This window comes from Mesorhizobium australafricanum, from assembly GCF_033977265.1.
GTDB classification, from domain to species: domain Bacteria; phylum Pseudomonadota; class Alphaproteobacteria; order Rhizobiales; family Rhizobiaceae; genus Mesorhizobium; species Mesorhizobium australafricanum.
The window spans coordinates 102681-129482 of record NZ_JAVIIT010000005.1; the positions used below are offsets into that span (position 1 = coordinate 102681).

Genomic DNA, 26802 nt, shown 5'->3' on the forward strand with positions numbered 1-26802 from the left:
ATGGTCAGTCGGTCGATGCGGCTTTCAGCGAATTGGCATAGTAGGCCTGCCTTGCCTGCAGCCGCTCGCGATAGCGCTGCTGGCTGCGGGTCAGATGCGCGCGCATCGCCTCGCGCGCGGCACCGGCATCTCCGGCCGAAATCGCATTGAGGATGACGAGATGCTCTCGCTGCAGCCCGCGCTGGTAGTCGTCCGACTGGACGAGCTCGGTCGACCAGGGCGAGGTCACGTCGCAGGGAATGGCGCGGCGTCCAAGCACGTCGAGCATCTCGACATAGAAGGGGTTGTTGGTGGCGCTGGCGATCGCCCGGTGGAAGGCGAGGTCGGCCGGTCCGGTCGGCTGACTGGCGAGCAGAAGCCGCTCGAACTCGAAGAAAGCCTCCTGGATCGCCGCCTCCTGCGCCGCGTTGCGGCGGATGGCGGCAAGCCCGGCCGATTCGATCTCGATGGCGAGCCGCACCTCGAGCACGTTGAGCGCGATGGAATCCTTGCTGCCCATGTCGGCGGCAAGGGCTCCGAACATGGTCGAGATGTGCTCGATGACGAAGACCCCGGCGCCTTGCCGGGGCTCGACCAGGCCGTCGGCGGCAAGCTTGGCCAGCGCCTCGCGGATGACCGTGCGGCTGACGCCGAAGGTTTCGGTCAGCTGGCCCTCGGTCGGCAGTTTGTGCCCGGGCATGATCTCGCCCGCCTGAAGCTGCCTGCGGATTGCCACCACGACAGTTTCCGACAGCTTGGGTTTTCTCTCGACCCTGAGGTCGTTTGCGGTATCGGACACCTGGTGTGACCTCCTAGTGGAACAGGCTTGGCAGCCACAGCGAAATTTCCGGCACGTAGGTGACAAGCATCAGCACCGCGAAAGCCGCGCCGTAGAATGGCCAGATAGAGCGCATTGCGGTCCAGATCGGAATGCGGCCGATGGCACAGCTGACGAACAGCACCGCTCCCACCGGCGGCGTGCAAAGGCCGATGCCGAGGTTGAGGATCAGGATGACGCCGAAATGCACCGGATCGACGCCGTAAGCCATCACCACCGGCAGGAAGATGGGCGTGGTGATGATGATGAGCGGCGACATGTCCATGAACGTGCCGAGGATCAAAAGCACCACATTGATCAGCAGCAGGATGACGAGCTTGTCGCTGGAGATCGCCTGCAGGAAAGCGACCAGCGCCGCCGGCACGCGCAGATAGGCAAGCAGCCAGCCGAAGGCCGCCGCACAGCCGATGATCATAAGCACCATCGCCGTCGTGCGTACCGCGGCGGTGGTGGCTGCGACGAAGTCGTTCCAGCTCATCGACCGGTAGATGATGAGCGTCACCAGGAACGCGTAGACGATGGCGATGCAGGAGCTTTCCGTGGCGGTGAAGATGCCGGAGCGCACGCCGCCGAAGATGATGGCGATCAGGATGAGGCCGGGAATGGCGGCGACGAGCAGTTGCAGCGCCCGCCCGAAGCCGGCAAAGGGCTCCGTCGGATAGCCGCGCCGGCTCGCCACCCAATAGGCGGTGATCATCAGCGCGAGCGCCAGGAGCAGGCCAGGTATGACGCCGGCGGTGAAAAGGTCGGCGATCGAGATACGGCCACCGGCCGAGATCGAATAGATGATCATGTTGTGCGAGGGCGGTATCAAGAGCGCGATGATGGCGCCGACCGAGGTGATGTTGACGGCATAGTCGATGCCGTAGCCGCGCGCCTTCATCTGCGGGATCATCAGCCCGCCGACGGCGGATGCATCGGCCACGGCCGAGCCGGAGATGCCGCCGAACATGGTCGATGCCGCGATGTTGACCTGCCCGAGCCCGCCGCGCAGATGCCCGACCAACGATCCGGCAAGCGCCACCAGGCGGGCGGCGATGCCGCCGCGCACCATCAGGTCGCCGGCGAAGATGAAGAACGGGATGGCCATGAGCGAAAAGACGCTAACGCCCGAGTTGAGCCGCTGGAACACGACCAACGGCGGCAAGCCAAGCGCGATGATCGTCGCAAAGCTCGCCACGCCAAGACAGAAAGCAATTGGCGTGCCGATGATCAGCAAGAAGACGAAGGTGCCGAAAAGAACGGTCAGCGCCACGGCTCACATCTCCTCGCCGGTTGCATGGATGTCGGCATCGACGGGCAGCCCGGCAAAGCGCCCCGCAAGCCGCTCGAGTGAGAACAGGCAGACCAGCGCGCCGCCCAGGATGACCGGCAGGAAGCTCACGCCGCCGGGCAGAAGCAGCGAGGGCATGACCGTCTTCCAGGTCAGCCTCGCGAGCTGGATCCCGTAGACGATCATCCCGCCGCCAAAAGCGAGCACGACGATATCGGAAATTGTCCGCAGCACCGCCTTGGCCGGCTTCGGTAGAAAATAGAGCAGCACGTCGAACCCGAGATGCGTGCGCTCGCGCACGCCGACCGCGGCTCCGAGAAAGATGAACCAGCCCATCAGCAGCACGGCGGAGGCTTCGGTCCAGCTTGGCGAGCGGTTGAGCACATAACGCGAGAACACTTGCCAGGCGATGATGATCGTCATCAATGTCAGCCCGGCGCCGCTGACCCACAACGCCAGGCGGGCGACGCCCGAGAGCAGCCGTTCCACGCCCAGCCAGAACCGCGTCGAAGCCGATTGCCCCGAAGGCAGCGCGGAAGTCCCCGCGCCGCCAGGTGTACTGCCCGTTCCGGTCATTTCGTGGCCTGTATCCGCGCCGCCAGATCCTTGAGCTCCGGCGTCGATAGATACTTCTCGTAGACCGGCTTCATGGCGTCGATCAGCGGCTGCTTGTCGATCTCGCTGACCTTGACGCCGGCCGTCTCGACGATGTCGCGCGACTTCTTCTCCTGCGCGTCCCAGAGCTCGCGCATCTTGACGACGCTGTCCTTGGCCGCCTGGCGCACGATCGCCTGGTCTTCCGGCGACAGCTTGTCCCAGCTCGCCTTCGACATCACCAGCACCTCCGGCACGATCTGGTGCTGATCCAGGGTATAATGCTTGGCGACTTCGTAGTGCTTGGCGGATTCGAAGCTTGGCCAGTTGTTCTCGGCACCGTCGATGACCCCGGTCTGCAAGGCGGAATAGACCTCGCCATAGGCCATGGGCGTGGCGTTGGCGCCGAGCGCGTTGACCATGTCGACGAACACGTCCGACTGGATGACGCGGAACTTCATGCCCTTCATGTCGGCCATCGAGGTGATGTCTTTCTTGGTGTTGTAGAAGGAGCGCGCGCCGGAATCGTAGAAGGCGAGGCCAACGAGGTCATGCGCCCCGAACGCCTTGAGTATCTGGTCGCCTATCGGCCCGTCCATGACATGGCGCATATGGTCGACCGAGCGGAACATGTAAGGCAGCGACGGCACGGCCGTCTCCGGCACGATGCCGTTGAACGGTCCCATCGACACCCGGTCGAGATCGATGACGCCGGACTGCGTCTGCTCGATCGTGTCCTTCTCTTCGCCGAGCTGCGCCGAGTGATAGACCTCGACCGAATAGCGGCCACTGGTCCGCTGCTTGATCAGCTCGCCCATATATTTGACCGCCTCGACGGTCGGATAGCCGTCGGGATGAGTGTCCGACGACCGCAGCACGGTTTCGGCCGTGGCCGCACCCGCCATCAGGGATCCGACGGCGAATGTCGCCGCGATCAATTTCGAAATACGCAACATGACTTCCTCCCTTTTAAAATCATGGCGCCCGGCTCAGAGCCGGTACGCCTTCTTGGCAAGTGTGTAGGCAAGCTCGCGCGCCAGCTCATGCGCCTCCTCCTCCCGGAGGCGATGCTCGGCGACCAGCCGCGCCAGGAACGCGCAGTCGACGCGGCGCGCGACGTCGTAGCGTGCCGGTATCGACGGGAAAGCGCGTGTGTCGTCGTTGAAGCCGACGGTGTTGTAGAAGCCCGCCGTCTCGGTGGTCATCTCACGGAAGCGGCGCATGCCTTCCGGGCTGTCGTGGAACCACCAGGCCGGCCCGAGCTTCAGCGCCGGATAGACGCCGGCGAGCGGCGCCAGCTCGCGCGCGTAGCTCGTCTCGTCGAGCGTGAACAGGATGATTGTGAGATCGCGCTCCAGCCCGACGCAATCGAGCAGCGGCTTCAGCGCCGTCACATAGTCGGTCCTGGTCGGGATATCGAAACCCTTGTCACGGCCGAAACGTCGAAAGACAGCCGGCGAATGATTGCGCCAGGAGCCCGGATGGATCTGCAGCACCAGGCCGTCGTCGCGGCTCATCTTGGCCATCTCGGTCAGCATCTGGGCGCGGAACATGCGCCGTTCGCGCTCCTCGTCGGAGCCGGCGCGGATGCGGTTGAACAACTCTTGCGCCGCCGCGTCCGACAGATTGGCGGTCTCGGCGGTCGGATGGCCATGGTCGGATGATGTCGCGCCAAACTCCTTGAAATAGGCGCGCCGCTTTCGATGCGCGTCGAGATAGCCGGCCCATGTGCCGGTATCGCATCCGGTGATTTCGCCGAGGCGATCGAGATTGGCCGAGAAACCTTCGAAATCGGGATCGACCACGGCATCCGGCCGGTAGGCGGTGACGACCCGGCCGTTCCAGCCGCTGTCGCGGATCGCCCGGTGCCATTTGAGGTCGTCGAGCGCGCCTTCGGTGGTGGCGATCACCTCGATGTTGAAGCGCTCGAACAGCGCCCGCGGGCGATAGTCGTCGCGCTGGAGCAGCGTGGCGATGGTGTCGTAGTGGGCATCGGCCGTTTTGGCATTGAGCGGCTCGCCGATGCCGAACAGGTGCTCGAACACATGATCGAGCCAGAGCCGCGTCGGCGTGCCGCGAAACAGATAATAATGCTCGGCGAAGCGCCGCCAGATCGTTCGGCCATCGGTTTCGGCCGGCGCCCGATCAAAGGTGGGATCGGCGAGTGTCGGCACGCCGAGTTCTTCCAGCCGCACGCCCTGGCTGAACAGCATGCGCAAAATGTAATGGTCCGGCACGATCAGCAATTGCGCCGGATCGGGGAAAGGCTCGTTCAGCGCATACCAGCGCGGGTCGGTATGGCCGTGCGGGCTGACGATCGGCAGATCCTTCACACTCGCATGAAGGGCGCGCGCCAAGGATCGCGTTTCCGGCGCGAACAGCAGGTCCGGATCGGTCAATGCCACTTGGCTCCTCCCAGGCTGCGCTATTGGTAGATCGACCGGAGATAAAGTCAACATACAAAAATTATCTAGTTGTATGATGACTTTTGAACCCAGCACGGCCATTGTCTGTGGTGGCGCCGGGGTGCTACGCCCGGGTGACTGTCCCTTGCCCGTGATCGACGGGCGGCTTGATCGGAGACCTTGCCTACAATGAGCGGCCGCCTGTCCAACGCCACCGTCACGAACTTGCCGGGTGAAGTTTCGGCGCCGCGCTATGACCGCGGCGCGGTCACGCCCGGCATCGTCCATCTCGGGGTCGGCGCCTTTCACCGCGCCCACCAGGCCGACTATGTCGACGCCTGCCTGACGGATGGCGAGACCGACTGGGGCATCGTCGGCGTCTCGCTGCGCAGCCCCGACACGCGTGATGCGCTGGCGCCGCAGGACGGGCTCTACACGCTGGCAATCAGGGACAGCGCCGGCGAACGATTGCAGGTCGTCGGCTCGATCCTGTCGCTGCTGGTGGCGCCGGAGGACCCCGGCGCGGTGCTCGCTGCGCTGACCGATCCGCGCATCCGCATCGTCACGCTGACAATTACGGAAAAGGCTTATCTGCGGGCCGCCGATGGCACACTCGACAGCGCACACCCCGATATCGCCCACGACCTCGCCAACCACGCATCGCCGAAGACGGCGCATGGATTTCTTGTCGAAGCGCTCGCGCGCCGACGCGCGGCCGGCACGCCGCCTTTCACCGTGCTTTGCTGCGATAATCTGCCGGCCAACGGCGCCACCCTGCACCGGCTGCTGATCGAGTTCGCGAAGCTGCGCGATCAACGGCTCATCCGCAAGGATGATGGTGGGCTCGCCCACCAGGGCGATGGCGAGGCCGCCCGCCAGGGCGATGCCGCCTATGCCAAAGCAGGCGATCCGCCATTAGCCGGCTATGTCGCCGACGATGTGGCTTTCCCATCGAGCATGGTCGACCGCATCGTGCCGGCGACCACGGATGCCGACCGGGCGCGTGTTGCGCAACAGCTCGGGATCAAGGACGCCTGGCCGGTGATGACCGAGCCGTTCCGGCAATGGGTGATCGAGGACCGCTTTCCGGAGGGGCGGCCGGCCTGGGAGAAATTCGGCGTCACCATGGTCGAGGATGTGCGGCCGTTCGAGGACATGAAGCTCAGACTGCTCAACGGCGCGCATTCGGGCATCGCCTATCTCGGCCTACTCAGCAGCCACGCCACCGTCGACCGCGCCTTTGCCGACCCGGCGATAAGACAATTCGTGGACCGGCTGTGGGCCGAGGCCATTCCAACGCTGCCGCAGGATGCCGGGCTCGACACAAGCGCCTACACGGTCGAGCTCGCCGCGCGCTTTTCCAACACCGCACTTGCCCACCGCACGGCGCAGATCGCCAATGACGGCAGCCAGAAGCTACCACAACGCGTCATAGCCTCCGCCCTCGCCCGGCTGGAGGCGGGCCTGCTGCCGGAACATTTGTCGCTGGTTATCGCCGCCTGGATTGCCGCATGCGCCGCGCGTGGCAGAACCTTGCCAGAGGGCCACTTCACCGATCCGCTCGATGCCACCCTCAGCGACCTGTTCGGCCGCAACCTGCCGGCGGCAGAGATGGCGGCGACCGTGTTCGATCTCGCCGGCTTTGCCAAGGATCATCCGGAGCGACAGGAACTGATCGACTTTGTGGCGGCTCACCTCGTCCATTTCAAGCAGGGCGGTCCAGCGCTTGCGTTCGCCGCGCTCGGTATCGGCAACAAGAGCGGAACGGCCGAATAGCGGTTTTCCGCCTGGCATTCGTCAAAAAGCGGGTTGGCGCGACTTCACATTACTCGCCGGCCGAACCGTTCACGACCTGCCGCGCGGCATGGTCGACTTCGTTCGAATTCCAGAACAGGCGCACCGCCTTGCCGAACGAGAAGAAGGAGCGGCTAAACGGCTAACCGCTCTGACAGGCCGGGCGGACTGTCACGCAAACGGGAAAAGCGGGCAAACAAAAAAGCGGGGCAAGCCCCGCTTTCTCAATCTCATGTCAGATGCCGCAATCAGCCCGGCAGCAGCGCGCCTTCCAGCGTGGTGAGCTGGCTCAGGAACTGCTCGGCGCGGCTGCGCGCCACGTCGTCCTTGGCGTCGGCGGCGTCTTCCTTGGCGTCCTGGATGCGGCGGGCAAGGTCGGCGCGGTCGATGTCGTTCACATGAACCGCCGATTCGGCAAGCAGCGTGCAGCCGGACGGCAGGATGTCGGCGAAACCGCCGAACACGACATAGCGGTCTTCCTTGCCGGCGGCCGCCTTGATCGTGACGACGCCGGGCTTGATCGTCGTCATGACCGGTGCATGCTGCGCCATCACAGTCATTTCGCCTTCGGCGCCCGGAATGACCACGGACTCGACCTGCTCGGAGACGAGCAGCCGCTCCGGCGAGACCAGTTCGAACTTGAAAGCTTCAGCCATGATCAACTTAGCGAGTAGGGAATAGCGAGTAGCGAGTAGTGAAGAAACTCGGCCGGCCCACTTGTCCCTATTCGCTACTCCCTATTCGCTATTCGCTTCTTTACGCCGCTTCAGCCGCCAGGCGCTGTGCCTTCTCGACTGCTTCGTCGATGCCGCCGACCATGTAGAAGGCGGCTTCCGGCAGATGGTCGTAGTCGCCGGCGCAAAGGCCCTTGAAGCCCTTGATGGTGTCGGCGAGGTCGACCAGCTTGCCCGGCGATCCCGTGAACACTTCGGCGACGAAGAACGGCTGCGACAGGAAGCGCTCGATCTTGCGGGCGCGGGCAACCGTCTGCTTGTCCTCTTCCGACAGCTCGTCCATGCCCAGGATGGCGATGATGTCCTGCAGCGACTTGTAGCGCTGGAGGATCGACTGCACCTGGCGGGCGACCTGGTAGTGCTCCTCGCCGACGACCATCGGGTCGAGCATGCGCGAGGTGGAATCCAGCGGATCGACGGCCGGGTAGATGCCCTTTTCCGAGATAGCGCGGTTGAGCACGGTCGTGGCGTCGAGGTGAGCGAACGAGGTCGCCGGCGCCGGGTCGGTCAAGTCGTCGGCCGGCACGTAGATCGCCTGCACCGAGGTGATCGAGCCCTTGGTCGTCGTCGTGATGCGTTCCTGCAGCGCGCCCATGTCGGTGGCCAGCGTCGGCTGGTAACCCACGGCCGAAGGAATACGGCCGAGCAGCGCCGACACTTCCGAGCCCGCCTGCGTGAAGCGGAAGATGTTGTCGACGAAGAACAGCACGTCCTGGCCCTGGTCGCGGAAATATTCGGCGACGGTGAGGCCGGTCAGGCCGACGCGGGCGCGCGCGCCCGGCGGTTCGTTCATCTGGCCGTACACAAGTGCTGCCTTCGAGCCCTGGCCGCCGCCCTTCTTGTTGACGCCCGATTCGATGAACTCGTGATAGAGGTCGTTGCCTTCGCGGGTGCGCTCGCCGACGCCGGCGAACACCGAGAAGCCGCCATGCGCCTTGGCGACGTTGTTGATCAGTTCCTGGATCAGCACGGTCTTGCCGACGCCGGCGCCGCCGAACAGGCCGATCTTGCCGCCGCGGGCATAGGGTGCCAGCAGATCGAGAACCTTGATGCCGGTGACCAGGATCTGTGCTTCCGTCGACTGGTCGACATAGGCCGGAGCCGGCTGGTGGATGGCGCGCATCTCGATGCCGTCGACCGGACCTTCTTCGTCGACCGGCTCGCCGATGACGTTGATGATGCGGCCGAGCATGCCCGGGCCGACCGGCACGGTGATCGGAGCGCCGGTGTCATAGACGTCCTGGCCGCGCACCAGACCTTCGGTCGAGTCCATGGCAATGCAGCGCACCGTGTTCTCGCCCAGATGCTGGGCAACCTCGAGCACGAGGCGATTGCCGACATTGATTGTCTCGATCGCGTTCAAAATGGCCGGCAGATGATCTTCGAACTGCACGTCGACGACGGCACCGATGACCTGGCGAACCTTGCCGGCGGCGCCGACCCTTGCCGAAGCGCTCGGCGCCTTCGCTGCGGCGGTCTTCGCCGGAGCCGACGCCTTGGCCGGAGCGGCCGCCTTCTTTGCCGGAGCGGCTTTCGCGGCTGCCGCCGGAGCCTTTTCCGCCGGTGCCGCCTTGGCGGCGGTCTTCGGAGTAGCTGCTTTCGCCATCGTCTTTGCCCTTTTCGTCTATCTGTTGCTCACGCTGTCCGCGGCGAGGCCATCGACCCCGCGCGGCGCGCTTAGAGCGCCTCGGCGCCCGAAATGATTTCGATCAGTTCCTTGGTGATCTGCGCCTGCCGCTGGCGGTTGTAGGTGATCGACAGCTTGTTGATCATGTCGCCGGCGTTGCGCGTCGCATTGTCCATCGCGCTCATCTTGGCGCCCATCTCGCCGGCCGCGTTTTCAAGCAGCGCCCGGAAGATCTGCACAGCGATGTTGCGCGGGATGAGGTCGGAGAGGATCTCGCCCGGCTCCGGCTCGTATTCGTAGACGGCGTTGCCGCCATTGGCCGCCTCGGGTGCGGTCGCCGCCGCGGCCGCGGCCGGGATGATCTGCTGCGCCGTCGGGATCTGGCTGATCACCGACTTGAACTGCGAATAGAACAGCGTGCAGATATCGAAGTCGCCCTGGTTGAACAGGTGGATGACCTTGCGCGCGATCGCGTCGGCGTTGACGAAGCCGAGCGTCTTGACCTCACGCAAGTCGACACGCTCGAGGATCATCGAGCCGTAGTCGCGGCGCAGGATGTCAAAACCCTTCTTGCCGACGCAGATGATCTTGACCTGCTTGCCGTCGGCGAGAAGCCGGCGGATATGGTCGCGGGCAAGGCGCGCGATCTGCGAGTTGAAGCCGCCGCAAAGGCCGCGCTCGGCGGTGCAGACGATGAGCAGATGCACGTCGTCCTTGCCGGTGCCGGTCATCAGCGCCGGGGCATCGCCGCCGCCGCCGATCGCCTGGGTGATGTTGGCCAGAACCGCGCCCATGCGCTCGGAATAGGGACGAGCTGCTTCCGCCGCTTCCTGCGCGCGACGCAGCTTGGCCGCGGCGACCATCTGCATCGCCTTGGTGATCTTCTGCGTCGCCTTGACCGAGGCGATACGGTTACGAAGGTCTTTTAACGAAGCCATGCTTCAAACCCGATCCCGTCCGGCTTCGTTCAAGCAAAGGTCTTGGCGAAGGCGTCGATTTCCGCCTTCAGCTTGGCGCGCAGGTCGTCCGACAGCGCCTTCTCCTTGCGGATGCCATCGAGCACTTCCTTGCCGGCCGAGCGCATGTGGCTGAGCAGGCCATGCTCGAACTTGCCGACCTGATTGAGGGGCAGCTTGTCGAGATAGCCGTTGACGCCGGCGAAGATCACCGCGACCTGCTCTTCAGTCTTGAGCGGCGAGAACTGCGGCTGCTTGAGCAGTTCGGTCAGGCGTGAGCCGCGGTTGAGCAGGCGCTGCGTGGCGGCGTCGAGGTCCGAGCCGAACTGCGCGAAGGCCGCCATTTCGCGGTACTGCGCGAGCTCGCCCTTGATCGAGCCTGCAACCTGCTTCATCGCCTTGATCTGCGCCGACGAGCCGACGCGCGACACCGACAGGCCGACGTTCACCGCCGGGCGGATGCCCTGGAAGAACAGGTTGGTCTCGAGGAATATCTGGCCGTCGGTGATCGAGATGACGTTGGTCGGGATGTAGGCCGACACGTCGTTGGCCTGCGTCTCGATGATCGGCAGCGCGGTCAGCGAACCATTGCCATTGTCGTCGTTGAGCTTGGCGGCGCGCTCCAGGAGGCGCGAGTGCAAATAGAAGACGTCGCCCGGATAGGCTTCGCGGCCCGGCGGGCGGCGCAGCAGGAGCGACATCTGGCGGTAGGCGACGGCCTGCTTCGACAGATCGTCATAGCTGATCAGCGCATGCATGCCGTTGTCGCGGAAATATTCGCCCATCGTGCACGCCGTGAACGGCGCCAGGAACTGCATCGGCGCCGGGTCGGACGCGGTGGCTGCGACGATGATCGAATACTCGAGCGCGCCGCGCTCTTCGAGCACTTTCACGAACTGCGCCACGGTCGAGCGCTTCTGGCCGACGGCGACGTAGACGCAGTAGAGCTTCTCCTTCTCCGGGCCGTTGTCGTGCACCGATTTCTGGTTCAGCATCGTGTCCAGGATGATGGCGGTCTTGCCTGTCTGGCGGTCGCCGATGACCAGCTCGCGCTGGCCGCGGCCGACCGGGATCAGCGCATCGATGGCCTTGAGGCCGGTCGACATCGGCTCGTTCACCGACTTGCGCGGAATGATGCCGGGCGCCTTGACGTCGACGCGCTTGCGCTCGGTCGCCTTGATCGGGCCCTTGCCGTCGATCGGATTGCCGAGCGCGTCGACGACGCGGCCAAGCAGGCCCATGCCGACAGGCGCGTCCACGATGGCGCCGGTGCGCTTGACGGTATCGCCTTCCTTGATGTCGCGGTCGTTGCCGAAGATGACGACGCCGACATTGTCGGCTTCGAGGTTGAGCGCCATGCCGCGGATGCCGCCGGGGAACTCGACCATTTCACCGGCCTGGACATTGTCGAGGCCGTAGACGCGGGCGATGCCGTCACCGACGGACAGAACCTGACCGACTTCGGAGACCTCGGCCTCCTTGCCGAAATTCTTGATCTGGTCTTTCAGAATTGCGGAAATTTCCGCGGCGCGGATGTCCATCAGCCGACCTCTTTCAGTGCAAGCTTGAGCGAATTGAGTTTGGTTTTGAGCGACGTATCGATCTGGCGCGAGCCCATCTTGACGATCAGCCCGCCGAGCAGCGACGGATCGACGGTCATGGCGATGGCCACGTCCTTGCCGGCGATGCCCTTCAGCGCCGCCTTGAGTTCAGTCTGCTGCGCGTCCGTCAGCGCATGCGCCGAGGTGACCTCGGCGGATGCCTCGCCGCGATGGTCGGCGGCGATCCGGCGGAATGCCTTGATCATGCCGGGCACCGCGAACAGGCGGCGGTTCTTGGCCACGACGCGCAGGAAATTGCCGACCAGGCCGGTGATGTTGGCCTTGTCGGCGATGGCGGCGATAGCCTTTGCCTGGTCCTCGCTGGAAAACACCGGGCTGTTGATCAGCCGGGAGAGATCGTCGCTGCCATTGAGCATCGCCTCGAAGCTGGCGAGGTCGGCCTCGACCTTGGCGACCGAATTGTCCTGCAGCGCGAGCTCGAACAGCGAGCCTGCATAGCGCTCTGCGACAGCTGAGATTGGCGATGACGATTGGGCCACGGACCGTCTTTTCTCTTGTCTGACAGGCCGCAGATTGTTGGCGCGAGCGAAAACTCTGGCTAAATCTTTGACCTTACTGCATTTTTCCAAGCACGGAGGCGCGGCTTCCGCTATCCCCGGTCGAAAGTCGATTGCCGTCTAGCACAGGCCTTTTAAGACCGCAATGCATCGTCCGGCATGCTTTTTAGGCACTTTTGTCGCATCAGGCGGCGAAGGCCAACCCTAATCGCAGAATTAATGCATGTCGCCCAAAAGTGTGCAGCGGTTTTGGGAGAACGACATGCATCAAAACAGGGACCTAAAGCGCGTCGCTTGAATCCGTTTCAGCGCGACGCGCTTTAGTCACGAATTCACGGCACGAAGCCGAAGGCAAAGGCCAGCGGCAACGCCGCCAGCGCCAATTCAACCACGATGGAAGTCCAGTTGAAAGGGGTGTTGGCGCCGTCCGACATCATCGACAGCAGCCGGCCGAAAGCCGTGAACAGCCAGGAGAAGCCCAGCGCCATGTAGAGCAGCGGCTGCGCCAGAAGGATGCAGCACAGGCCGACGCCGAGATAGAAGCCCGACATGCGGCCGCGTCCCTCGGCGATCGCCGCCGCTTTCTCCGGCCTTGGCTGTAGGCGCAGCACCCGAAAGGCAAGCCCCGGCGCCAGGAACAGGAAAAGCCCTAGCGCCAGGGTGACGACGGCGCTCGACCATGCCAGCCATTCGCCCTGGCTCGCTGGCCACGGAAATGCAAACTCCATATGTCCCCCTCATATTTCTTGTTCTGAAACAGCGGCATTCTAGCGAGGGAATGAAAGCGCGCCAGAGGACGGCGCGCACATTAGGAATGACGCATCAGGAAAGCGCGAAATCGACCGCGGCCTCGGCATGGATGTGCGTTGTATCGAACACCGGTACGTCGAAATCGCCCTGGCCGATCAGCATGGTGATCTCGGTGCAGCCCATGATGACGCCGTCCACCCGACCGGTGCGCCGCATCCGGCCGACTTCCTCGAGGTAGGCGGATTTCGATTCGGGTTTGACGATGCCCTGGCAGAGCTCGTCATAGATCACATTATGCACCATGTCGCGGCCGGCCTGGTCCGGCACCACGGGCTCAAGGCCGTATTTGTCGGCGAGTCGCCCCTTGTAGAAATCCTGCTCCATGGTGAAGCGTGTCGCGAGCAGCGCCGGTCGCTTCACGCCTGCGTCGACGACGGCGCGCGCCGTCGCATCGGCGATATGGATGAGCGGCACAGATATTGCCGCCCGCACAGCGTCGGCCAGCTTGTGCATGGTGTTGGTGCAGATCACCAGGCCCTCGGCGCCGCCCGCCTCCAGCCTGCGCGCGGCTTCCACCAGAAGGGCGCCCGCGCCCTCCCAGTCGCCGGCATGCTGCCGTTCGGCGATCTCGGCGAAATCGAACGACCACAACAAGAGCTTCGCCGAATGCAAACCGCCCAACCGCTCGCGCACGATCTCGTTGAGCAGGCGATAATAGATCGCCGTCGATTCCCAGCTCATGCCGCCGATAAGGCCGAGGGTTTTCATGACGGGCTGTTCCTTTCCTCAGCAATTCCTATATTATGACTACATGAGACCACAAGGAGGTTGCCGTGAAAACGATGCAGGTTCGGGAAGCCAAGGCAGGGTTTTCAGCGCTCGTCGAGGCCGCAGAGGGCGGCGAGCCCACCATCATTACAAAGCATGGTAAGCCAGCAGCGGCTATCGTTTCGGTCGAGGACTTGCAGAGGCTTTATCCGGCCAAGCGCCGAAACTTCGGGGAGTTCCTTCTGACTTATCCTGGAGGGATCGATCTTGAAAGAAACGAGTCACCGTCGCGAGATGTCGACCTTTGAGCGGCTATCTTATCGATACGTCCATCTTATCGGCACTCGCGCCTGGAAAACCGCCTCTTGCAAAAGACATCGCCAGCTGGATCGAGATGCAAGGCGGAAAGCAAACTCTCTTCGTACCGGTTATTGCGATCACCGAGATCGAGAAAGGCATTTGCAAGCTGGCTCGCGCCGGAGCCACAAAACGCGCTGAGGGTCTCGCTGCTTGGCTCAACGAAACTATCGAAGACTTCGCGGATCAAATTCTAGAGGTCAATTCTGATATAGCACGAAGGGCGGGTCAAATGGAGGAAGCGGCCTCCGCGCAAGGAAAGAATCCGGGGCTGGCGGACATATTGATCGCGGCCACGGCGGCAACCAACGAACTCACTGTGATAACCGCAAACATCAGGCACTTTGAGGCGCTGGGCGTTTGGTGCTGGAATATCCTGCAAGACCCGCCAAGCCCCGACTAATTACAAAAAGCTCTGCGGGTCGATGTCGACTTGCACCCGCACCGAGCCGCGCAGCTTTGGGCCCTCGGCCAGCATGGCGCGGATGAAACCTTGCATGTCGGCGCGCCGCTCGCCCTGCACCAGCAGGCGGAAGCGGTGGCGGCCGCCGATCAGCGACAGCGGCGCCTCGGCCGGGCCAAGCACGAAGAGATCGGAGGCAGTGGGCGCGGCACGGCGCAAGCCGCGCGCATGGCCCTCAGCCTCGCCTCGCGTCGCGGCACTGACGATGATGCCGGCGAGCCGGCCGAAAGGCGGCAGCGCCGCCCGCTCGCGCTCGGCGATCTCGCGTTCGTAAAAGGCCTCCGAATCGCCCGAGACGATCGCCCGCATCACCGGATGGTCCGGCTGGTAGGTCTGTAAGAGGCCGAGGCTCTTCTTGCCGGTGCGGCCGGCGCGCCCAGTCACCTGGCTGAGCAGCTGGAAAGTGCGCTCGGCCGCGCGCGGATCGCCATTGGCCAATCCCAGATCGGCGTCGACGACGCCGACCAGCGTCATGCCGGGAAAATTATGACCCTTGGCGACGAGCTGCGTGCCGATGACGATGTCGGCCTCGCCATTGGCGACGGCCTCCAGCTCAAGCCTCAGCCGCCGAACGCCGCCCAGAATATCCGACGAAAGCACGATGGTACGGGCATCCGGGAAATGGCCAACCACTTCCTCGGCGATGCGCTCGACGCCCGGACCGCAGGCCACCAGATGGTCGAGCGTGCCGCATTCCGGGCAGGCTTCCGGCCGGCGCTCGTTGTGGCCGCAATGGTGGCAGACGAGCTGGCCGCGAAAGCGGTGCTCGACCAGCCAGGCCGAGCAGACCGGGCAGCCGAAGCGATGGCCGCAGACGCGGCAGAGCGTCAGCGGCGCATAGCCGCGCCGGTTGAGGAAGAGCAGCGACTGCTCTTGTCTCTCCAGCGTGCGCTGCATCTGCTCCAAAAGGAGAGGCGACAGGAAGCCGCCGCGCGCCGGCGGTGAACGCCGCATGTCGATCGACTTCAGGTCCGGGAGTGCTGCCTCGGCGAAACGCGACGAGAGCACCGCCCGGTCATAGCGGCCCTGGCTGGCGTTGACCCGGCTTTCCACCGAGGGAGTGGCCGAGGCAAGCACGACCGGGAAGCCGCCGATATGGCCGCGCACCACCGCCATGTCGCGCGCATTGTAGAAGACGCGGTCCTCCTGCTTGTAGGCGGGGTCGTGTTCCTCGTCGACGACGATCAGGCCGAGTTCCTTGAACGGCAGGAACAGCGCCGAGCGCGCGCCGGCGACGACGCGCACGCCGCCTTCGGCCACCTGCCGCCAGACGCGCTCACGCATCCGGGGCGGCAGGTCCGAATGCCACTCCCCCGGCTTGGCGCCGAACCGGTCCTGGAACCGTTCGAGGAAAGCATGCGTCAGGGCGATTTCCGGCAACAGGATCAGCACCTGCTTGCCCTTGTCGAGTGCCGCCGCCACCGCTTCGAAATAGACTTCCGTCTTGCCGGATCCGGTGACGCCGTCGAGGAGGGTGACATTGAAGGTGTCGGCCGCGATCGCCGCGCGCAGCTTCTCTGCGGCAGCCTTTTGATCCGGCATCAATTCCGGCACGGCATGACTGGTGTCCGGTGCCGCCACCACCGGACGCGGCGGGATCTTCACCGTCTCGAACACGCCCTGCGCCCTTAGGCCGTCGATGACGGTCGAGGACACGCCAGCCGCGTGCGCCAGCCCCGAGCGCGTCCAGGCCAGCCCGCCTTCGGCCGTCTCCAGCACGCGTCGCCGCGCATCGGTCAGCCGATCGGGCTCGGCCAGGGTGCGCTGCAATCCTTCGATCCATGGCTCCGGATCGAAAGCCTCGGGCGCCCTGAGCAGCATGCGCGCCACCATGCCGGGAGCCGACAAGGTGTATTGCGCGATCCAGTCGACAAAACGGCGCATCGCCCTGTCGATCGGCGGGCAATCGAAGACCGCTTCGATCGGCCGCAGTTTCCTGGCATCGACCGTCTCGACCGCGCCGTCCCAGACGATGCCCGCGACCTGGCGTGGCCCGAGCGGCACGCGCACGATCGAGCCCGGCACCACGCGCATGCCCGGCGGCACGGCATAGGTGTAGGGCCGTTCGGCCGGCATCGGCACCAGCACCGGTGCGGCCGCGACAAAGGGCGAATCTTCGATCATGAGGCGTGACCTTGCCCCGACTTTGCTCTAGATCAAAGGGGACCCTCGCATCTGCCTGGCCGGCGCCAGGCAATCCCCAAGGAGACAGCTATGAAGTTTTTTGTCGATACCGCCGACATCAAGGAGATCAAGGAACTGAACGACCTGGGGCTGCTCGATGGCGTCACCACCAACCCATCCCTGATCCTGAAATCGGGCGGCAAGATCTCCGAAGTCACCAAGCAGATCTGCGACATCGTCGAAGGCCCGGTCTCGGCCGAGGTCGTGGCGACCGAGTTCAAGGACATGATGGGCGAGGCAGAGGTGCTGGCCAAGATCGCGCCGAATGTCTGCATCAAGGTGCCGCTGACGCTGGACGGCTTGAAGGCCTGCAAGACGATCCGCACCGAGATGAAGCGCATGGTGAACGTCACGCTCTGCTTCTCGGCCAACCAGGCGCTGCTTGCCGCCAAGGCCGGCGCCTCCTTCATCTCGCCTTTCGTCGGCCGCATCGACGACACCGGCTCGGACGGCATGGAGCTGATCTCGGAAATCCGCACCATCTACGACAATTACGATTTCAAGACCGAGATCCTGACCGCGTCGGTGCGCACGGTGAACCACGTCAAGCAGGCCGCGCTGATCGGCGCCGATGTCATCACCGCGCCGCCGGCAACGCTGAAGGCGCTGGTCAATCACCCGCTGACCGACAAGGGCCTTGCCGCCTTCCTAGCCGACTGGGCCAAGACCGGCCAGAAGATCGGCTGAAGCCGGACATCGGGCAAAAAAGAGGCCGGGCAACCGGCCTTTTTTCTTGGCAGAGTGCCATGCCTTGGCAGGTGGCATGCCTTGGAGATGGCCGAAACGCCCATCGCGATCGTCATCCTAGGGCGAAGCAAGGAGCGAAGCGACGCGCGCAGACCCTAGGATCCATGCCGTGACTTCCGAGCGCTGCTGCGATGCAGAATTCTGCTCCGCTGCATTCCACGGCTAAGGTCACGGAATGGATCCCAGGGTCTCCGCGACGCCGCTTCGCGGCTGCTCCGCCCAGGGATGACGAGGTTGGGAGGCTTTAGCCAATCCCCGGCGTTTGCGCCGTTTTCACCGAGCCGAACGGTGAAAATCTTGCCGCCGACAAGCCTGCAACCTTTCAAAATCCCTGTGTCGAGGAACTAGGCTTTCTTGCCGTGCTTTGTCAGGTCCTGGGCGATCGACAGCCGCAACAGGTCGGCCAGTTCGCGCGCGGCACGGTTCTCGGCGTCGATCTGCGCGCGGTAGGCCGCGAATTCCTGGCGCGGCCGGTCGAACGACGACGGGATCGAGCGCTTGCCGACGGCAATCACCGTGTTGGTCGCGGTATCCCGCAGCACATAATTGGCGCTCAGCGTCACCGTGCCCGCCGTCGGCTCGTCTTCCTCGGTCTGCACCTGCACGATGGCCGCCGATTCGACCAGTTCGGTGACGCCGAGGTCGAGCGTGTAGGCCGGTGAAGCGGGCTCGCCCGAGCCTTGCCCGAAGGCGAAGATCAGATTGTTGCGCACTTGCTGCCCGTAACGGGTGCTGACCGGCTTGATCGAGATCGAGGCGAGCTCGGCGGACGCGCTGAGCTGCGATCCGGGCGACAGCGGCTGGTTGGAATAGAGCGGCCGCACCGTGCAGGCCGAGACCAGCGCCAAAACGGCGACCATGCCGCAGATCGCCAAGCGGCCGCGCAGGCGGGCCGCTTCTGACTTCACCGGATCAGGCAACGACATTGACGATCCTCTGCGGGACGATGATCACCTTGCGCGGAGCCTTACCTTCCAGTGCTTTTTGCACGAAGTCGAGGGCCAGCACCGCTTTTTCGACGGCACCTTGATCCGCGTCGCGGGCAATTGTCAAATCCCCGCGCTTCTTGCCGTTGACCTGCACCGGCAGCACGATCTCGTTGTCGACGACCAGCGCCGGATCGTAGACCGGCCAGGGCCGCTCGGCGACCATCTCGGTATCACCAAGCGCCTGCCAGCATTCCTCCGCCAGATGCGGCATGACCGGCGCGATGATGTGCACCAGTATCTCCACCGCCTCGCGGCAGGCGCCCTTCAGCACCGCGTCGGCCTTGCCTTCGGCAACGTCGTTGAGCGGCGTCGCCAGCACATTGGCGAGCTCATAGATGCGGGCGATCGCGCGGTTGAAGCCGAGCTTCTCGATGTCCTCGCCGACCGCCTTCAGGATCTTGTGCGCTGCCTTGGAAACGGCGCCCGCATCGCCATCCTTCGCCGCCGCGGACTTGACGCCGGGAAGCGATTCGGCCGCGATCTGCACCAGGCGCCAGATGCGCTGCATGAAGCGGTGCGCGCCGGCGGCGCCATCGTCGGTCCATTCGACATCGCGCTCCGGCGGCGAGTCCGACAGCATGAACCAGCGCGCCGTGTCGGCGCCGTAGCCGTCGGTGATCTCTTCTGGGCTCACCGTGTTCTTCTTCGACTTCGACATCTTCTCCAGCGCGCCGACCGTCGCCTCTTCGCCGGTGGCGATCTCGACGGCGCGGCGCTTGCCGCCAACGTCCTCGAGCCTGACCTCGCTCGGCGACAGCCAGCGTCCATTGTTGGACGGGCCGCCGACGCGGTAGGTCTCGTGCACCACCATGCCTTGCGTGAACAGGCCCTTGAACGGCTCGGCCAGATTGAGGTGACCGGTCTCGCGCATGGCGCGGGTGAAGAAGCGCGAATAGAGCAGATGCAGGATCGCGTGCTCGATGCCGCCGATATACTGGTCGACCGCCAGCCATTCGTCGGCCGCTTTCGGCTCGGTCGGCTCATTCGCCCAAGGCGCGGTGAAGCGCGCGAAATACCACGACGAATCGACGAAGGTATCCATCGTGTCGGTCTCGCGCCGCGCATCGCGGCCGCATTGCGGGCATTTCACATGCCGCCAGGTCGGATGACGGTCGAGCGGATTGCCCGGACGGTCGAACTCGATGTCGTCGGGCAGTTTCACCGGCAGGTCGGCCTTCGGCACCGGGACGACGCCGCAGGCTTCGCAATGGATCATCGGGATAGGGCAGCCCCAGTAGCGCTGGCGCGAAATGCCCCAGTCGCGCAGGCGGAAATTCACCTTGCGCTCCGCCATCGGCCGGCCGCCGATCGTCTTTTCTTCCAGAAGCTTCGCCACTTCGTCAAAAGCCCTCTCGGGCTTCATGCCGTCGAGGAAGCGCGAATTGATCATCACGCCGTCGTCGACATAGGCCTCCTCGACGATCTGGAAGGTCTTGGCATCGCCGTCTTCCGGCATCACCACCGGAACCACCGGCAGGCCGTATTTGTTGGCGAAATCGAGGTCGCGCTGGTCGCCCGACGGGCAGCCGAAAATGGCGCCGGTGCCGTATTCCATCAGCACGAAATTGGCGACATAGACCGGCAGCGTCCAGTTCTCGTCGAACGGGTGGACGACACGGATGCCGGTGTCGAAGCCTTTCTTCTCGGCGGTCTCGAGCGCCGCCACCGAGGTGCCCATGTGACGCACCTCCTCGATGAACTTCGCCAGCTCGACATTGTTCTCGGCGGCCTTCCTGGCCAGCGGGTGGTCGGCGGCGACCGCCATGAAGGACGCGCCGAAGATGGTGTCGGGCCGGGTCGTGTAAACTTCCAGCTCATGCGCATCGCCGACCGGTGCCGCCAGCGGCCAGCGGATCAGCAGCCCTTCGGAGCGGCCGATCCAATTGTGCTGCATCAGCTTGACCTTCTCCGGCCACTCCTCGAGCAGGTTGAGCGAGTCCAGCAGATCCTGTGCGAAGTCGGTGATCTTGAAGAACCACTGCGTCAGCTCGCGCTGCTCGACCAGCGCGCCCGAGCGCCAGCCGCGACCGTCGATGACCTGCTCGTTGGCAAGCACGGTCATGTCCTCCGGGTCCCAGTTGACCTTGGAGGATTTGCGCGTCACCAGCCCCTTCTCGACAAAGTCGAGGAACAGCATCTGCTGGCGGTGATAGTAGTCGACGTCGCAGGTCGCGAACTCGCGCGCCCAGTCGAGCGACAGGCCCATCATCTTGAGCTGTTCGCGCATGACGGCGATGTTTTCGTAGGTCCAGTCCTTGGGATGGACCTTGTTCTGCATGGCGGCATTTTCGGCCGGCATGCCGAAAGCGTCCCAGCCCATCGGATGCAGCACGTTGAAGCCCTTGGCGCGCTTGTAGCGCGCAACCACGTCGCCCATCGTGTAGTTGCGGGTGTGGCCGATATGGATCTTGCCCGACGGATAGGGGAACATCTCGAGCACGTAGTATTTCGGCTTCGGGTCGTCGTTGCTGGCCTCGAACAGCTTCTTTTCGGCCCAGGCCTTCTGCCATTTGGGCTCTGACGTGCGCGGATTGTAACGTTCGGTTGCCATCGGATGTTTTTCACTTAAAAGCAGGCACAGGCCGCCGCACCGGGCCGGCGGCCGAGGAAATGTCGTCGCGGTGTTCACCATGGATTGCCGGACCCGTCAACTGCGGCGAGCCGGCGCCCGCGTGAAAACCATAGGCAGGATAGTGGCATGACGAGCGCCGTAGAGCAGCTTCACGCGGTCAAGGCGAAGATCGCAAGCGCCGAACGCGGGGCAAGGCGCGAGCCCGGCGCCGTCACGCTGGTCGCGGTTTCGAAAACCTTCGATGCTGAAGATATCCGCCCTGTGATCGAGGCTGGCCAGCGGATCTTCGGCGAGAACCGTGTGCAGGAAGCCCAAGGTAAGTGGCCGGCGCTAAGAGAAGCATTTCCCGATATCGAGCTGCATCTGATCGGCCCGCTGCAATCCAACAAGGCGAAGGAAGCCGTCACGCTCTTCGATGTCATCGAGACAGTCGACCGCGAGAAGATCGCCGCCGAGATCGCCAAGGAGATCGTCCGGCAGGGCCGCTCGCCAAAACTCTATGTCCAGGTCAACACCGGTTCCGAGCCGCAAAAAGCCGGCATCGAACCGCGCGAGGCGGTCGCCTTCGTCAAGCGCTGTCGCGATGTGCATGGCCTCGCCATCGAAGGCCTGATGTGCATTCCGCCGGCCGACGAAAATCCCGGTCCGCATTTCGCGCTGCTGGAAAAGCTCGCGCGCGACGCCGGCGTCGAAAAACTGTCGATGGGCATGTCCGGCGACTACGAGACGGCCATAGCCTTCGGTGCGACCAGCGTTCGGGTGGGCTCGGCGATCTTCGGCAGCCGCTGACATCCATGCCGCCGCTCCAAGAGCACCTCGTTGCTAATCCATTGCGCTAGCTATATACCTAGCCAAGCTAGCTAGGTGATTCCAAATGAACTGGCATCTGCAAGACGCAAAAAACAATCTTTCGAAACTGGTTCAGGAGGCGCGTGAAAAAGGGCCGCAGACCATCACGTTGCGCGGAAAGCCCGCTGCAGTTGTCCTGGCCGCCGAGGAATATGAAAGGCTGGTTGGATCCAAGCCTTCATTGGTGGAGTATCTTCTATCTGGCCCTGAATGGGACGACGAATTTGCTGAGGAGGTTAACCGCCGCTCCAAAGGTCCCGGCAGAGACGTTGACCTTTGATGTTTCTTCTGGACACAAATGTCGTCTCGGCCGCTCGAAAGCGCAAAGGTTCAGTGGCGGATTGGTTGGTCCGACAGGACAGGCAGTCTTTCTTTCTGAGCGTGATTACACTCGGCGAAATCGCTCGCGGAATCGAAATGAAGCGGCGAAACGATTCGGACGCGGCAAACCATCTTGCGACGTGGTTTCATGGCTTGCGCCACAGCTACGAGAATCGAATTCTCGACATCGACGAGAAAATAGCGGCTGAATGGGGCCGAATCTCAGCCTTACGCACGCGCGGCGACGCGGATGGTCTGATTGCCGCTACGGCCCTCGTCCATGATCTCATATTGGTGACACGCAACGTTGCCGATTTCAATGACACGGGGGTTACGATTTTCAATCCTTGGGAAAGCTCATCCTGAGGCTCGCCGGATCGTCGGCCGCAAAGGCGGGCGCGTCATACCACCGCATTGTCGCGTGGGATCGCAACGCCGGCTGCGTGCGCAGGAAACAAATGGCTCCTTTCAACGCAAAGGAGGTCCTCCGTGGCTGCCACACGCCACGACCAGCAAACCATGCACGACCGCCATATCTCCCGCGGACTGCACCGATGGGTCTATTTCGCCATGATAGGGCTTGCAGCCTGTTACGCGCTTTCGGCCTGGATCGGCTTGGCAGGCAGCGGCCTTGACGACTAACTGCTGTTCGTCGTGGCGGGATTCATCGTGATGTCGGTTGCTTTGCCGGCCATCCCGGCCGTGTCTGGCGTCATCACCGAATTAGCTCTCCCGGCAGGACCAAGACACTCGCCGACTGGTTGGCAGGCGAATTTGATACCGGCGAGCGCCCGGTGAAGGCCCGCACTGCGACGATCGAAATCCTGCTGCCGCTTGCCGCAGTCGCCCTCGGCATGACGGCATTCGCGATCCTTGCGCTGGTGGAAGGCTGAGCCGCCCGGCAATCGTCACGATCTCGTTACCGGCCCGCCTGCAGGACGGTATTGTTGCACCAGCGCTTGAAACGAAACGGACCGTTCCTATTTGGCTGATGTCATTCAATCCTTCTCTCGGAGAAAGCTCACCATGCGCTATAACCAGCTCGGCAACACCGGCCTGTTCGTATCCGAACTCTGCCTAGGCACCATGACCTTCGGCGCCGCCGGCGAGAATGCTCAATGGGGCCTGATCGCCAGCCTCGATCAGAAGGGCGTCAACGAGATCGTCGGCCGCTCGATCGCCGCCGGGGTCAATTTCTTCGACACGGCCGATGTCTATTCCTTCGGCCAGTCGGAGCAACTGCTCGGCCAATCGCTCAAGGACCTCGGCATCAAACGTTCGGATGTCATCGTCGCCACCAAGGTGCATGGCGCCATGGGCAGCGGGCCTAACGAGCGCGGCTCCTCGCGCGGCCACATCATGGACTCCGTCGACAGCAGCCTGGAGCGGCTGCAGACCGACCATATCGACCTTTACCAGCTGCACGGCACCGACACCGTGACGCCGATCGACGAGACGCTGCGCGCGCTCGACGATCTCGTCGCCAGCGGCAAGGTGCGCTATGTCGGCGTCTCCAACTGGCAGGCCTGGCGCATCGCCAAGGCGCTGGGCATTGCCGATCGCAAAGGCTTGGCCCGATTCGAGACCATCCAGTCCTATTACTCGATCGCCGGCCGCGATCTCGAGCGTGAGATCGTGCCGCTTGTCAATGAAGAGAAGCTTGGCCTGATGGTCTGGTCGCCGATGGCGGGCGGGCTGCTCTCGGGCAAATACGGCCCGGGCGCGCCCGGCAATGGCGAAGGCCGCCGCGCCTCCTTCAACTTCCCGCCGGTCAACGAGGACCGCGCCTGGGCGGCGGTTGCCGTCATGCGCGAGGTCGCCAGCAAGCACGATGTCAGCGTCGCCACGGTGGCGCTGGGCTATGTGCTGGCCAAGCCGTTCGTGATGAGCGTCATCATCGGCGCCAGCCGCATGGACCAACTCGAGCAGAACCTGGCCGCGACCGGTTTGAAGCTCGACGCCGACGATCTCGCCAGGCTCGATGAGGTGAGCGCGTTGCCCGCCGAATATCCCGGCTGGATGCTGGAGCGGCAGGGCGCCGGCCGTCGTCCGGCGCCTTTCGTGCCGAAGGCGTGATCCGTCTTTGAATTAATGCATGTCGCCCAGAAGTGTGCAGCGGTTCTGGGACAACGACTTGCATCAAAACAAAGACTTAAAGCGCGTCGCCTGAATCGGGTTCAGCGCGACGCGCTTTAGGCCGACTTTTCCGGAGCCGCGTGTCCCTTGGACGCGCGGCTTTCCCTTTTCAAAGACGAACAGTCTCCGCGAGAAAGTCGAGGAACGCCCTGACGCGCGCCGGCAGATGCTTGCCCTGGCCGACATAGACGGCATGCGTCTGCTCCTCGTCGCCGGGATTGAACGCTTCCAGCAACTGCACAAGCCGCCCGGCGGCAATATCGGGCTCGACGTGCCAGCGTGCCAGCCTCGCGATGCCCGCTCCCGCCAATGTCGTAAGCCGCATCGCTTCGCCGTCGCTGACCATCGCGTTGCCGGCGATCGGGATCATGATCGGCGCACCTTTCGCATCCACGAATGGCAGGCCGTCGATATGCCGCACGAAGCCGAAAGCGAGCAGATTGTGGCTGGTCAATTCGGCCGGCGTCCGCGGCGCGCCGCGCGCTTCGAGATAAGCGGGTGCCGCGACCACCACCATCCGGCTCTGACCGAGCTTGCGCGCCACCAGCCGTGACTCGCGCAGCGGGCCGGCGCGGATGGCGACGTCGGCGCGCTCCTCCATCAGGTCGATGACGCTGTCGGTCAGCACCGTCTCGACGGAGATTTCCGGGTAGCGTTCGAGGAAGCGCGGCAACAGCGGCATCAGCCGGTGCTGGCCGAACGGCACATAGGAGTTGACCCTCAGCCTGCCGCGCGGTGCCGCGCCCGCCGCGGCTTCGCGCTCGGCCGCATCGAGATCGGCGAGGATCCGCATGCCGCTGTCGTGGAAGGCAGCCCCCTCCGGCGTCAACTGCAGCTTGCGCGTCGAGCGGCTGATGAGCCGGGCGCCAAGCCGCGTCTCCAGCCGCGCGATCAGCTTGCTCACTGCCGAGGGCGTCATGCGCAGCGCCCGCGCCGCGGCCGAGAAGCTGCCCGCCTCGACGACGCGGACGAACACTTCGATCTCGCCGGAACGGTTGATTTCGGGCCGTGCCATTCGTGAATCTATTTCACAGAAAATATGCCCGATGCAAGGCTGGTTCATAGCTTGGCGGATCACGATCTTCCCGGTCGGGGCGCGGGATTGGGCGTCCCTTTCCCGATCAACCGGACCGCAGCCATGCCTCTCGCTCTTTACGCCCTCACCGCCGGCGCCTTCGGCATCGGCGTCACCGAATTCGTCATCATGGGCCTGCTGCTCGATGTCAGCGCCGATCTCGGCGTCTCGATCTCGGCGGCGGGCCTGCTCATTTCCGGCTATGCGCTGGGCGTCGTCGTCGGCGCGCCGCTGCTTGGAGCGCTCACTGGCCGCCTGGCAAAGAAGACTTTGCTGCTAGCCCTGATGGTGGTCTTCACCATCGGCAACCTCGCCTGTGCGCTGGCGCCCGACTACTGGACGCTGATGGCCGCGCGCGTGCTCACCGCTTTCGCCCACGCCTCCTTCTTCGGTGTCGGCTCGGTCGTCGCCACCGGCCTGGTCGCGCCCAACAGGAAGGCCTCGGCCATCGCGCTGATGTTCACAGGCCTCACCGTCGCCAACATCCTCGGCGTGCCGTTCGGCACCTGGCTTGGCCAGGCCTATGGCTGGCGCTCCACCTTCCTCGCCGTCACGCTGGTCGGCGTCATCGCCTTTGCCGTGATCGCGCTGCTGGTGCCGCGCGACGAACCGGCAGCAGTGGACGAGGAGGAGACCTCCGAAGGCACGCTCGCCGTGCTCGGTCGCCGGCCGGTGCTGCTCGGCCTCTTGACCACGGTGCTGAGTTGGGTCGGCGTCTTTGCCGCCTTCACCTATCTGGCGCCGATCCTCACCCGCGTCACAGGCTTTTCCGAGGCCGCCGTATCGCCGATCCTGCTCGTCTTCGGCGGCGGACTGGTCGCCGGCAACCTGCTTGGCGGACGCCTCGCCGACCGCCATTTGGTGCCGACGGTCATCGGCACGCTGGTCGCGCTGTCGGCGGCGCTGTTCCTCATGACCGCCGCGATCCATCAGCCTATCGCGGCGATCGTCGCCGTCGGCCTGCTCGGCGCGGCCGCCTTCGCCACCGTCGCGCCGCTGCAGATGTGGGTGCTGGAGAAGGCCAAGGGTGCCGGCCAGGGCCTGGCCTCCTCCTTCAACATCGCCGCCTTCAATCTCGGCAACGCCATCGGCGCCTGGCTCGGCGGCTTCGTCATCGACCACGGCCCCGGCCTCGGCGCCGTCCCCCTCGTTGCCGGCCTAGTGCCGCTCGCGGCGCTCGGCGTGGTGCTCATGGCGCTGCGTCTCGAACGCGGCCGAGCGATCGGCAAGCCGGTCACGGCGCAGGGCTGAGCGCGGATCCTTCGACATCCA

At 64.2% G+C, this 26802-nt stretch carries 26 protein-coding genes; 10 read left to right on the top strand and 16 right to left on the bottom strand.

What is annotated here, in order from left to right:
• Positions 1–4 precede the first annotated feature (4 nt).
• The 5 genes from RFM98_RS11840 to uxaC are packed head-to-tail and all read right to left on the bottom strand — an operon-like array spanning position 5 to position 5089.
• Positions 5–778 (bottom strand): FadR/GntR family transcriptional regulator, encoded by a 774-nt coding sequence (locus RFM98_RS11840; protein ID WP_320309038.1) that lies wholly within the window; start codon positions 776–778, stop codon positions 5–7.
• A gap of 13 nt (positions 779–791) precedes the next feature.
• On the bottom strand, positions 792–2072 hold the full coding sequence (locus RFM98_RS11845; RefSeq protein ID WP_320309039.1) for a TRAP transporter large permease: 1281 nt from the start codon (positions 2070–2072) through the stop codon (positions 792–794).
• A 3-nt stretch (positions 2073–2075) separates the two neighbouring features.
• Positions 2076–2666 (bottom strand): TRAP transporter small permease, encoded by a 591-nt coding sequence (locus RFM98_RS11850; protein WP_320309040.1) that lies wholly within the window; start codon positions 2664–2666, stop codon positions 2076–2078.
• Positions 2663–3640 (bottom strand): TRAP transporter substrate-binding protein, encoded by a 978-nt coding sequence (locus RFM98_RS11855; protein WP_320309041.1) that lies wholly within the window; start codon positions 3638–3640, stop codon positions 2663–2665. Before RFM98_RS11855 ends, RFM98_RS11850 begins: the two co-directional genes overlap by 4 nt.
• A 33-nt stretch (positions 3641–3673) precedes the next feature.
• Positions 3674–5089, bottom strand: a complete 1416-nt coding sequence (gene uxaC / locus RFM98_RS11860) for a glucuronate isomerase (RefSeq protein ID WP_320309042.1) — start codon at positions 5087–5089, stop codon at positions 3674–3676.
• Between the two features lie 189 nt (positions 5090–5278).
• Between uxaC and RFM98_RS11865 the strand changes: the two genes are divergently transcribed.
• Positions 5279–6865 carry a mannitol dehydrogenase family protein gene (locus RFM98_RS11865; RefSeq protein WP_320309043.1) on the top strand — a complete coding sequence of 529 codons (1587 nt, stop codon included), beginning with the start codon at positions 5279–5281 and terminating at the stop codon, positions 6863–6865.
• Positions 6866–7131: 266 nt separating this feature from the next.
• Here RFM98_RS11865 and RFM98_RS11870 read toward each other — a convergent pair whose 3' ends face one another.
• The 7 genes from RFM98_RS11870 to RFM98_RS11900 all read right to left on the bottom strand — a co-directional run bounded on the left by RFM98_RS11870 (position 7132) and on the right by RFM98_RS11900 (position 13837).
• Positions 7132–7539, bottom strand: coding sequence for a F0F1 ATP synthase subunit epsilon (locus RFM98_RS11870; RefSeq protein WP_320309044.1), 408 nt, complete (start codon positions 7537–7539; stop codon positions 7132–7134).
• A gap of 100 nt (positions 7540–7639) precedes the next feature.
• Positions 7640–9223 (bottom strand): F0F1 ATP synthase subunit beta, encoded by a 1584-nt coding sequence (atpD, locus tag RFM98_RS11875; protein WP_320309045.1) that lies wholly within the window; start codon positions 9221–9223, stop codon positions 7640–7642.
• 71 nt (positions 9224–9294) lie between these two features.
• Positions 9295–10182, bottom strand: a complete 888-nt coding sequence (locus RFM98_RS11880) for a F0F1 ATP synthase subunit gamma (RefSeq protein WP_320309046.1) — start codon at positions 10180–10182, stop codon at positions 9295–9297.
• Positions 10183–10211: 29 nt separating this feature from the next.
• Positions 10212–11741: a F0F1 ATP synthase subunit alpha gene (gene atpA / locus RFM98_RS11885; protein WP_320309047.1), complete on the bottom strand. Its 1530-nt coding sequence runs from the start codon at positions 11739–11741 to the stop codon at positions 10212–10214.
• Entirely contained in the window at positions 11741–12301 is a 561-nt protein-coding gene (locus RFM98_RS11890; RefSeq protein ID WP_320215208.1) for a F0F1 ATP synthase subunit delta, read from the bottom strand. Before RFM98_RS11890 ends, atpA begins: the two co-directional genes overlap by 1 nt.
• Positions 12302–12651: 350 nt before the next feature.
• A complete protein-coding gene (locus RFM98_RS11895; RefSeq protein ID WP_320309048.1) occupies positions 12652–13047 on the bottom strand; it encodes an AGROH133_08824 family phage infection protein in 396 nt (131 codons plus the stop codon).
• Between the two features lie 94 nt (positions 13048–13141).
• The gene (locus tag RFM98_RS11900) at positions 13142–13837 is read right to left on the bottom strand and encodes an aspartate/glutamate racemase family protein (protein WP_320309049.1); all 696 of its coding nucleotides are present in this window, start codon (positions 13835–13837) and stop codon (positions 13142–13144) included.
• Positions 13838–13902: 65 nt separating this feature from the next.
• On the opposite strand from RFM98_RS11900, the gene RFM98_RS11905 reads away from it, so the two are divergent.
• Positions 13903–14145, top strand: a complete 243-nt coding sequence (locus RFM98_RS11905; RefSeq protein WP_320309050.1) for a type II toxin-antitoxin system Phd/YefM family antitoxin — start codon at positions 13903–13905, stop codon at positions 14143–14145.
• The gene (locus RFM98_RS11910) at positions 14142–14597 is read left to right on the top strand and encodes a type II toxin-antitoxin system VapC family toxin (protein WP_320309051.1); all 456 of its coding nucleotides are present in this window, start codon (positions 14142–14144) and stop codon (positions 14595–14597) included. The genes RFM98_RS11905 and RFM98_RS11910 overlap by 4 nt, the downstream gene beginning before the upstream one ends.
• On the opposite strand, the gene RFM98_RS11915 is transcribed toward RFM98_RS11910, so the two are convergent.
• The gene (locus RFM98_RS11915) at positions 14598–16781 is read right to left on the bottom strand and encodes a primosomal protein N' (RefSeq protein ID WP_320309052.1); all 2184 of its coding nucleotides are present in this window, start codon (positions 16779–16781) and stop codon (positions 14598–14600) included.
• 90 nt (positions 16782–16871) lie between these two features.
• Between RFM98_RS11915 and fsa the strand changes: the two genes are divergently transcribed.
• On the top strand, positions 16872–17528 hold the full coding sequence (gene fsa, locus RFM98_RS11920) for a fructose-6-phosphate aldolase (protein ID WP_320309053.1): 657 nt from the start codon (positions 16872–16874) through the stop codon (positions 17526–17528).
• 404 nt (positions 17529–17932) lie between these two features.
• Here the strand turns inward: fsa and lptE are convergent, their stop codons facing one another.
• Entirely contained in the window at positions 17933–18514 is a 582-nt protein-coding gene (gene lptE, locus RFM98_RS11925; protein ID WP_320309054.1) for an LPS assembly lipoprotein LptE, read from the bottom strand.
• Positions 18501–21128: a leucine--tRNA ligase gene (leuS, locus tag RFM98_RS11930; RefSeq protein ID WP_320309055.1), complete on the bottom strand. Its 2628-nt coding sequence runs from the start codon at positions 21126–21128 to the stop codon at positions 18501–18503. The genes lptE and leuS overlap by 14 nt, the downstream gene beginning before the upstream one ends.
• A 147-nt stretch (positions 21129–21275) precedes the next feature.
• On the opposite strand from leuS, the gene RFM98_RS11935 reads away from it, so the two are divergent.
• The 5 genes from RFM98_RS11935 (at position 21276) to RFM98_RS11955 (ending at position 24395) form a co-directional block, all read left to right on the top strand.
• Positions 21276–21938, top strand: coding sequence for a YggS family pyridoxal phosphate-dependent enzyme (locus tag RFM98_RS11935; protein WP_320309056.1), 663 nt, complete (start codon positions 21276–21278; stop codon positions 21936–21938).
• Positions 21939–22023: 85 nt separating this feature from the next.
• The gene (locus tag RFM98_RS11940) at positions 22024–22278 is read left to right on the top strand and encodes a type II toxin-antitoxin system Phd/YefM family antitoxin (RefSeq protein WP_320309057.1); all 255 of its coding nucleotides are present in this window, start codon (positions 22024–22026) and stop codon (positions 22276–22278) included.
• A complete protein-coding gene (locus tag RFM98_RS11945; RefSeq protein WP_320309058.1) occupies positions 22278–22685 on the top strand; it encodes a type II toxin-antitoxin system VapC family toxin in 408 nt (135 codons plus the stop codon). The genes RFM98_RS11940 and RFM98_RS11945 overlap by 1 nt, the downstream gene beginning before the upstream one ends.
• Positions 22686–22808: 123 nt before the next feature.
• Positions 22809–22961 carry a hypothetical protein gene (locus RFM98_RS11950; protein WP_320309059.1) on the top strand — a complete coding sequence of 51 codons (153 nt, stop codon included), beginning with the start codon at positions 22809–22811 and terminating at the stop codon, positions 22959–22961.
• Positions 22962–23345: 384 nt separating this feature from the next.
• A complete protein-coding gene (locus RFM98_RS11955) occupies positions 23346–24395 on the top strand; it encodes an aldo/keto reductase (RefSeq protein ID WP_320309060.1) in 1050 nt (349 codons plus the stop codon).
• Positions 24396–24564: 169 nt separating this feature from the next.
• Here the strand turns inward: RFM98_RS11955 and RFM98_RS11960 are convergent, their stop codons facing one another.
• Complete coding sequence (locus RFM98_RS11960; protein ID WP_320309061.1) at positions 24565–25470, bottom strand: LysR family transcriptional regulator; 906 nt, start codon at positions 25468–25470, stop codon at positions 24565–24567.
• Between the two features lie 123 nt (positions 25471–25593).
• Here RFM98_RS11960 and RFM98_RS11965 point away from each other — a divergent pair, with 123 nt between their 5' ends.
• Entirely contained in the window at positions 25594–26781 is a 1188-nt protein-coding gene (locus RFM98_RS11965; RefSeq protein ID WP_320309062.1) for an MFS transporter, read from the top strand.
• The last annotated feature ends 21 nt before the right edge of the window (positions 26782–26802 follow it).

What these genes read in the sequence shown, in the direction of transcription:
- RFM98_RS11850 (WP_320309040.1), bottom strand. Translation starts at nt 2,666, where the DNA reads ATGACCGGAACGGGCAGTACACCTGGCGGCGCGGGGACTTCCGCGCTG.
- RFM98_RS11855 (WP_320309041.1), bottom strand. Translation starts at nt 3,640, where the DNA reads ATGTTGCGTATTTCGAAATTGATCGCGGCGACATTCGCCGTCGGATCC.
- RFM98_RS11865 (WP_320309043.1), top strand. Translation starts at nt 5,279, where the DNA reads ATGAGCGGCCGCCTGTCCAACGCCACCGTCACGAACTTGCCGGGTGAA.
- RFM98_RS11870 (WP_320309044.1), bottom strand. Translation starts at nt 7,539, where the DNA reads ATGGCTGAAGCTTTCAAGTTCGAACTGGTCTCGCCGGAGCGGCTGCTC.
- atpD (WP_320309045.1), bottom strand. Translation starts at nt 9,223, where the DNA reads ATGGCGAAAGCAGCTACTCCGAAGACCGCCGCCAAGGCGGCACCGGCG.
- RFM98_RS11880 (WP_320309046.1), bottom strand. Translation starts at nt 10,182, where the DNA reads ATGGCTTCGTTAAAAGACCTTCGTAACCGTATCGCCTCGGTCAAGGCG.
- atpA (WP_320309047.1), bottom strand. Translation starts at nt 11,741, where the DNA reads ATGGACATCCGCGCCGCGGAAATTTCCGCAATTCTGAAAGACCAGATC.
- RFM98_RS11895 (WP_320309048.1), bottom strand. Translation starts at nt 13,047, where the DNA reads ATGGAGTTTGCATTTCCGTGGCCAGCGAGCCAGGGCGAATGGCTGGCA.
- RFM98_RS11900 (WP_320309049.1), bottom strand. Translation starts at nt 13,837, where the DNA reads ATGAAAACCCTCGGCCTTATCGGCGGCATGAGCTGGGAATCGACGGCG.
- RFM98_RS11915 (WP_320309052.1), bottom strand. Translation starts at nt 16,781, where the DNA reads ATGATCGAAGATTCGCCCTTTGTCGCGGCCGCACCGGTGCTGGTGCCG.
- fsa (WP_320309053.1), top strand. Translation starts at nt 16,872, where the DNA reads ATGAAGTTTTTTGTCGATACCGCCGACATCAAGGAGATCAAGGAACTG.
- lptE (WP_320309054.1), bottom strand. Translation starts at nt 18,514, where the DNA reads ATGTCGTTGCCTGATCCGGTGAAGTCAGAAGCGGCCCGCCTGCGCGGC.
- leuS (WP_320309055.1), bottom strand. Translation starts at nt 21,128, where the DNA reads ATGGCAACCGAACGTTACAATCCGCGCACGTCAGAGCCCAAATGGCAG.
- RFM98_RS11935 (WP_320309056.1), top strand. Translation starts at nt 21,276, where the DNA reads ATGACGAGCGCCGTAGAGCAGCTTCACGCGGTCAAGGCGAAGATCGCA.
- RFM98_RS11940 (WP_320309057.1), top strand. Translation starts at nt 22,024, where the DNA reads ATGAACTGGCATCTGCAAGACGCAAAAAACAATCTTTCGAAACTGGTT.
- RFM98_RS11945 (WP_320309058.1), top strand. Translation starts at nt 22,278, where the DNA reads ATGTTTCTTCTGGACACAAATGTCGTCTCGGCCGCTCGAAAGCGCAAA.
- RFM98_RS11955 (WP_320309060.1), top strand. Translation starts at nt 23,346, where the DNA reads ATGCGCTATAACCAGCTCGGCAACACCGGCCTGTTCGTATCCGAACTC.
- RFM98_RS11960 (WP_320309061.1), bottom strand. Translation starts at nt 25,470, where the DNA reads ATGGCACGGCCCGAAATCAACCGTTCCGGCGAGATCGAAGTGTTCGTC.
- RFM98_RS11965 (WP_320309062.1), top strand. Translation starts at nt 25,594, where the DNA reads ATGCCTCTCGCTCTTTACGCCCTCACCGCCGGCGCCTTCGGCATCGGC.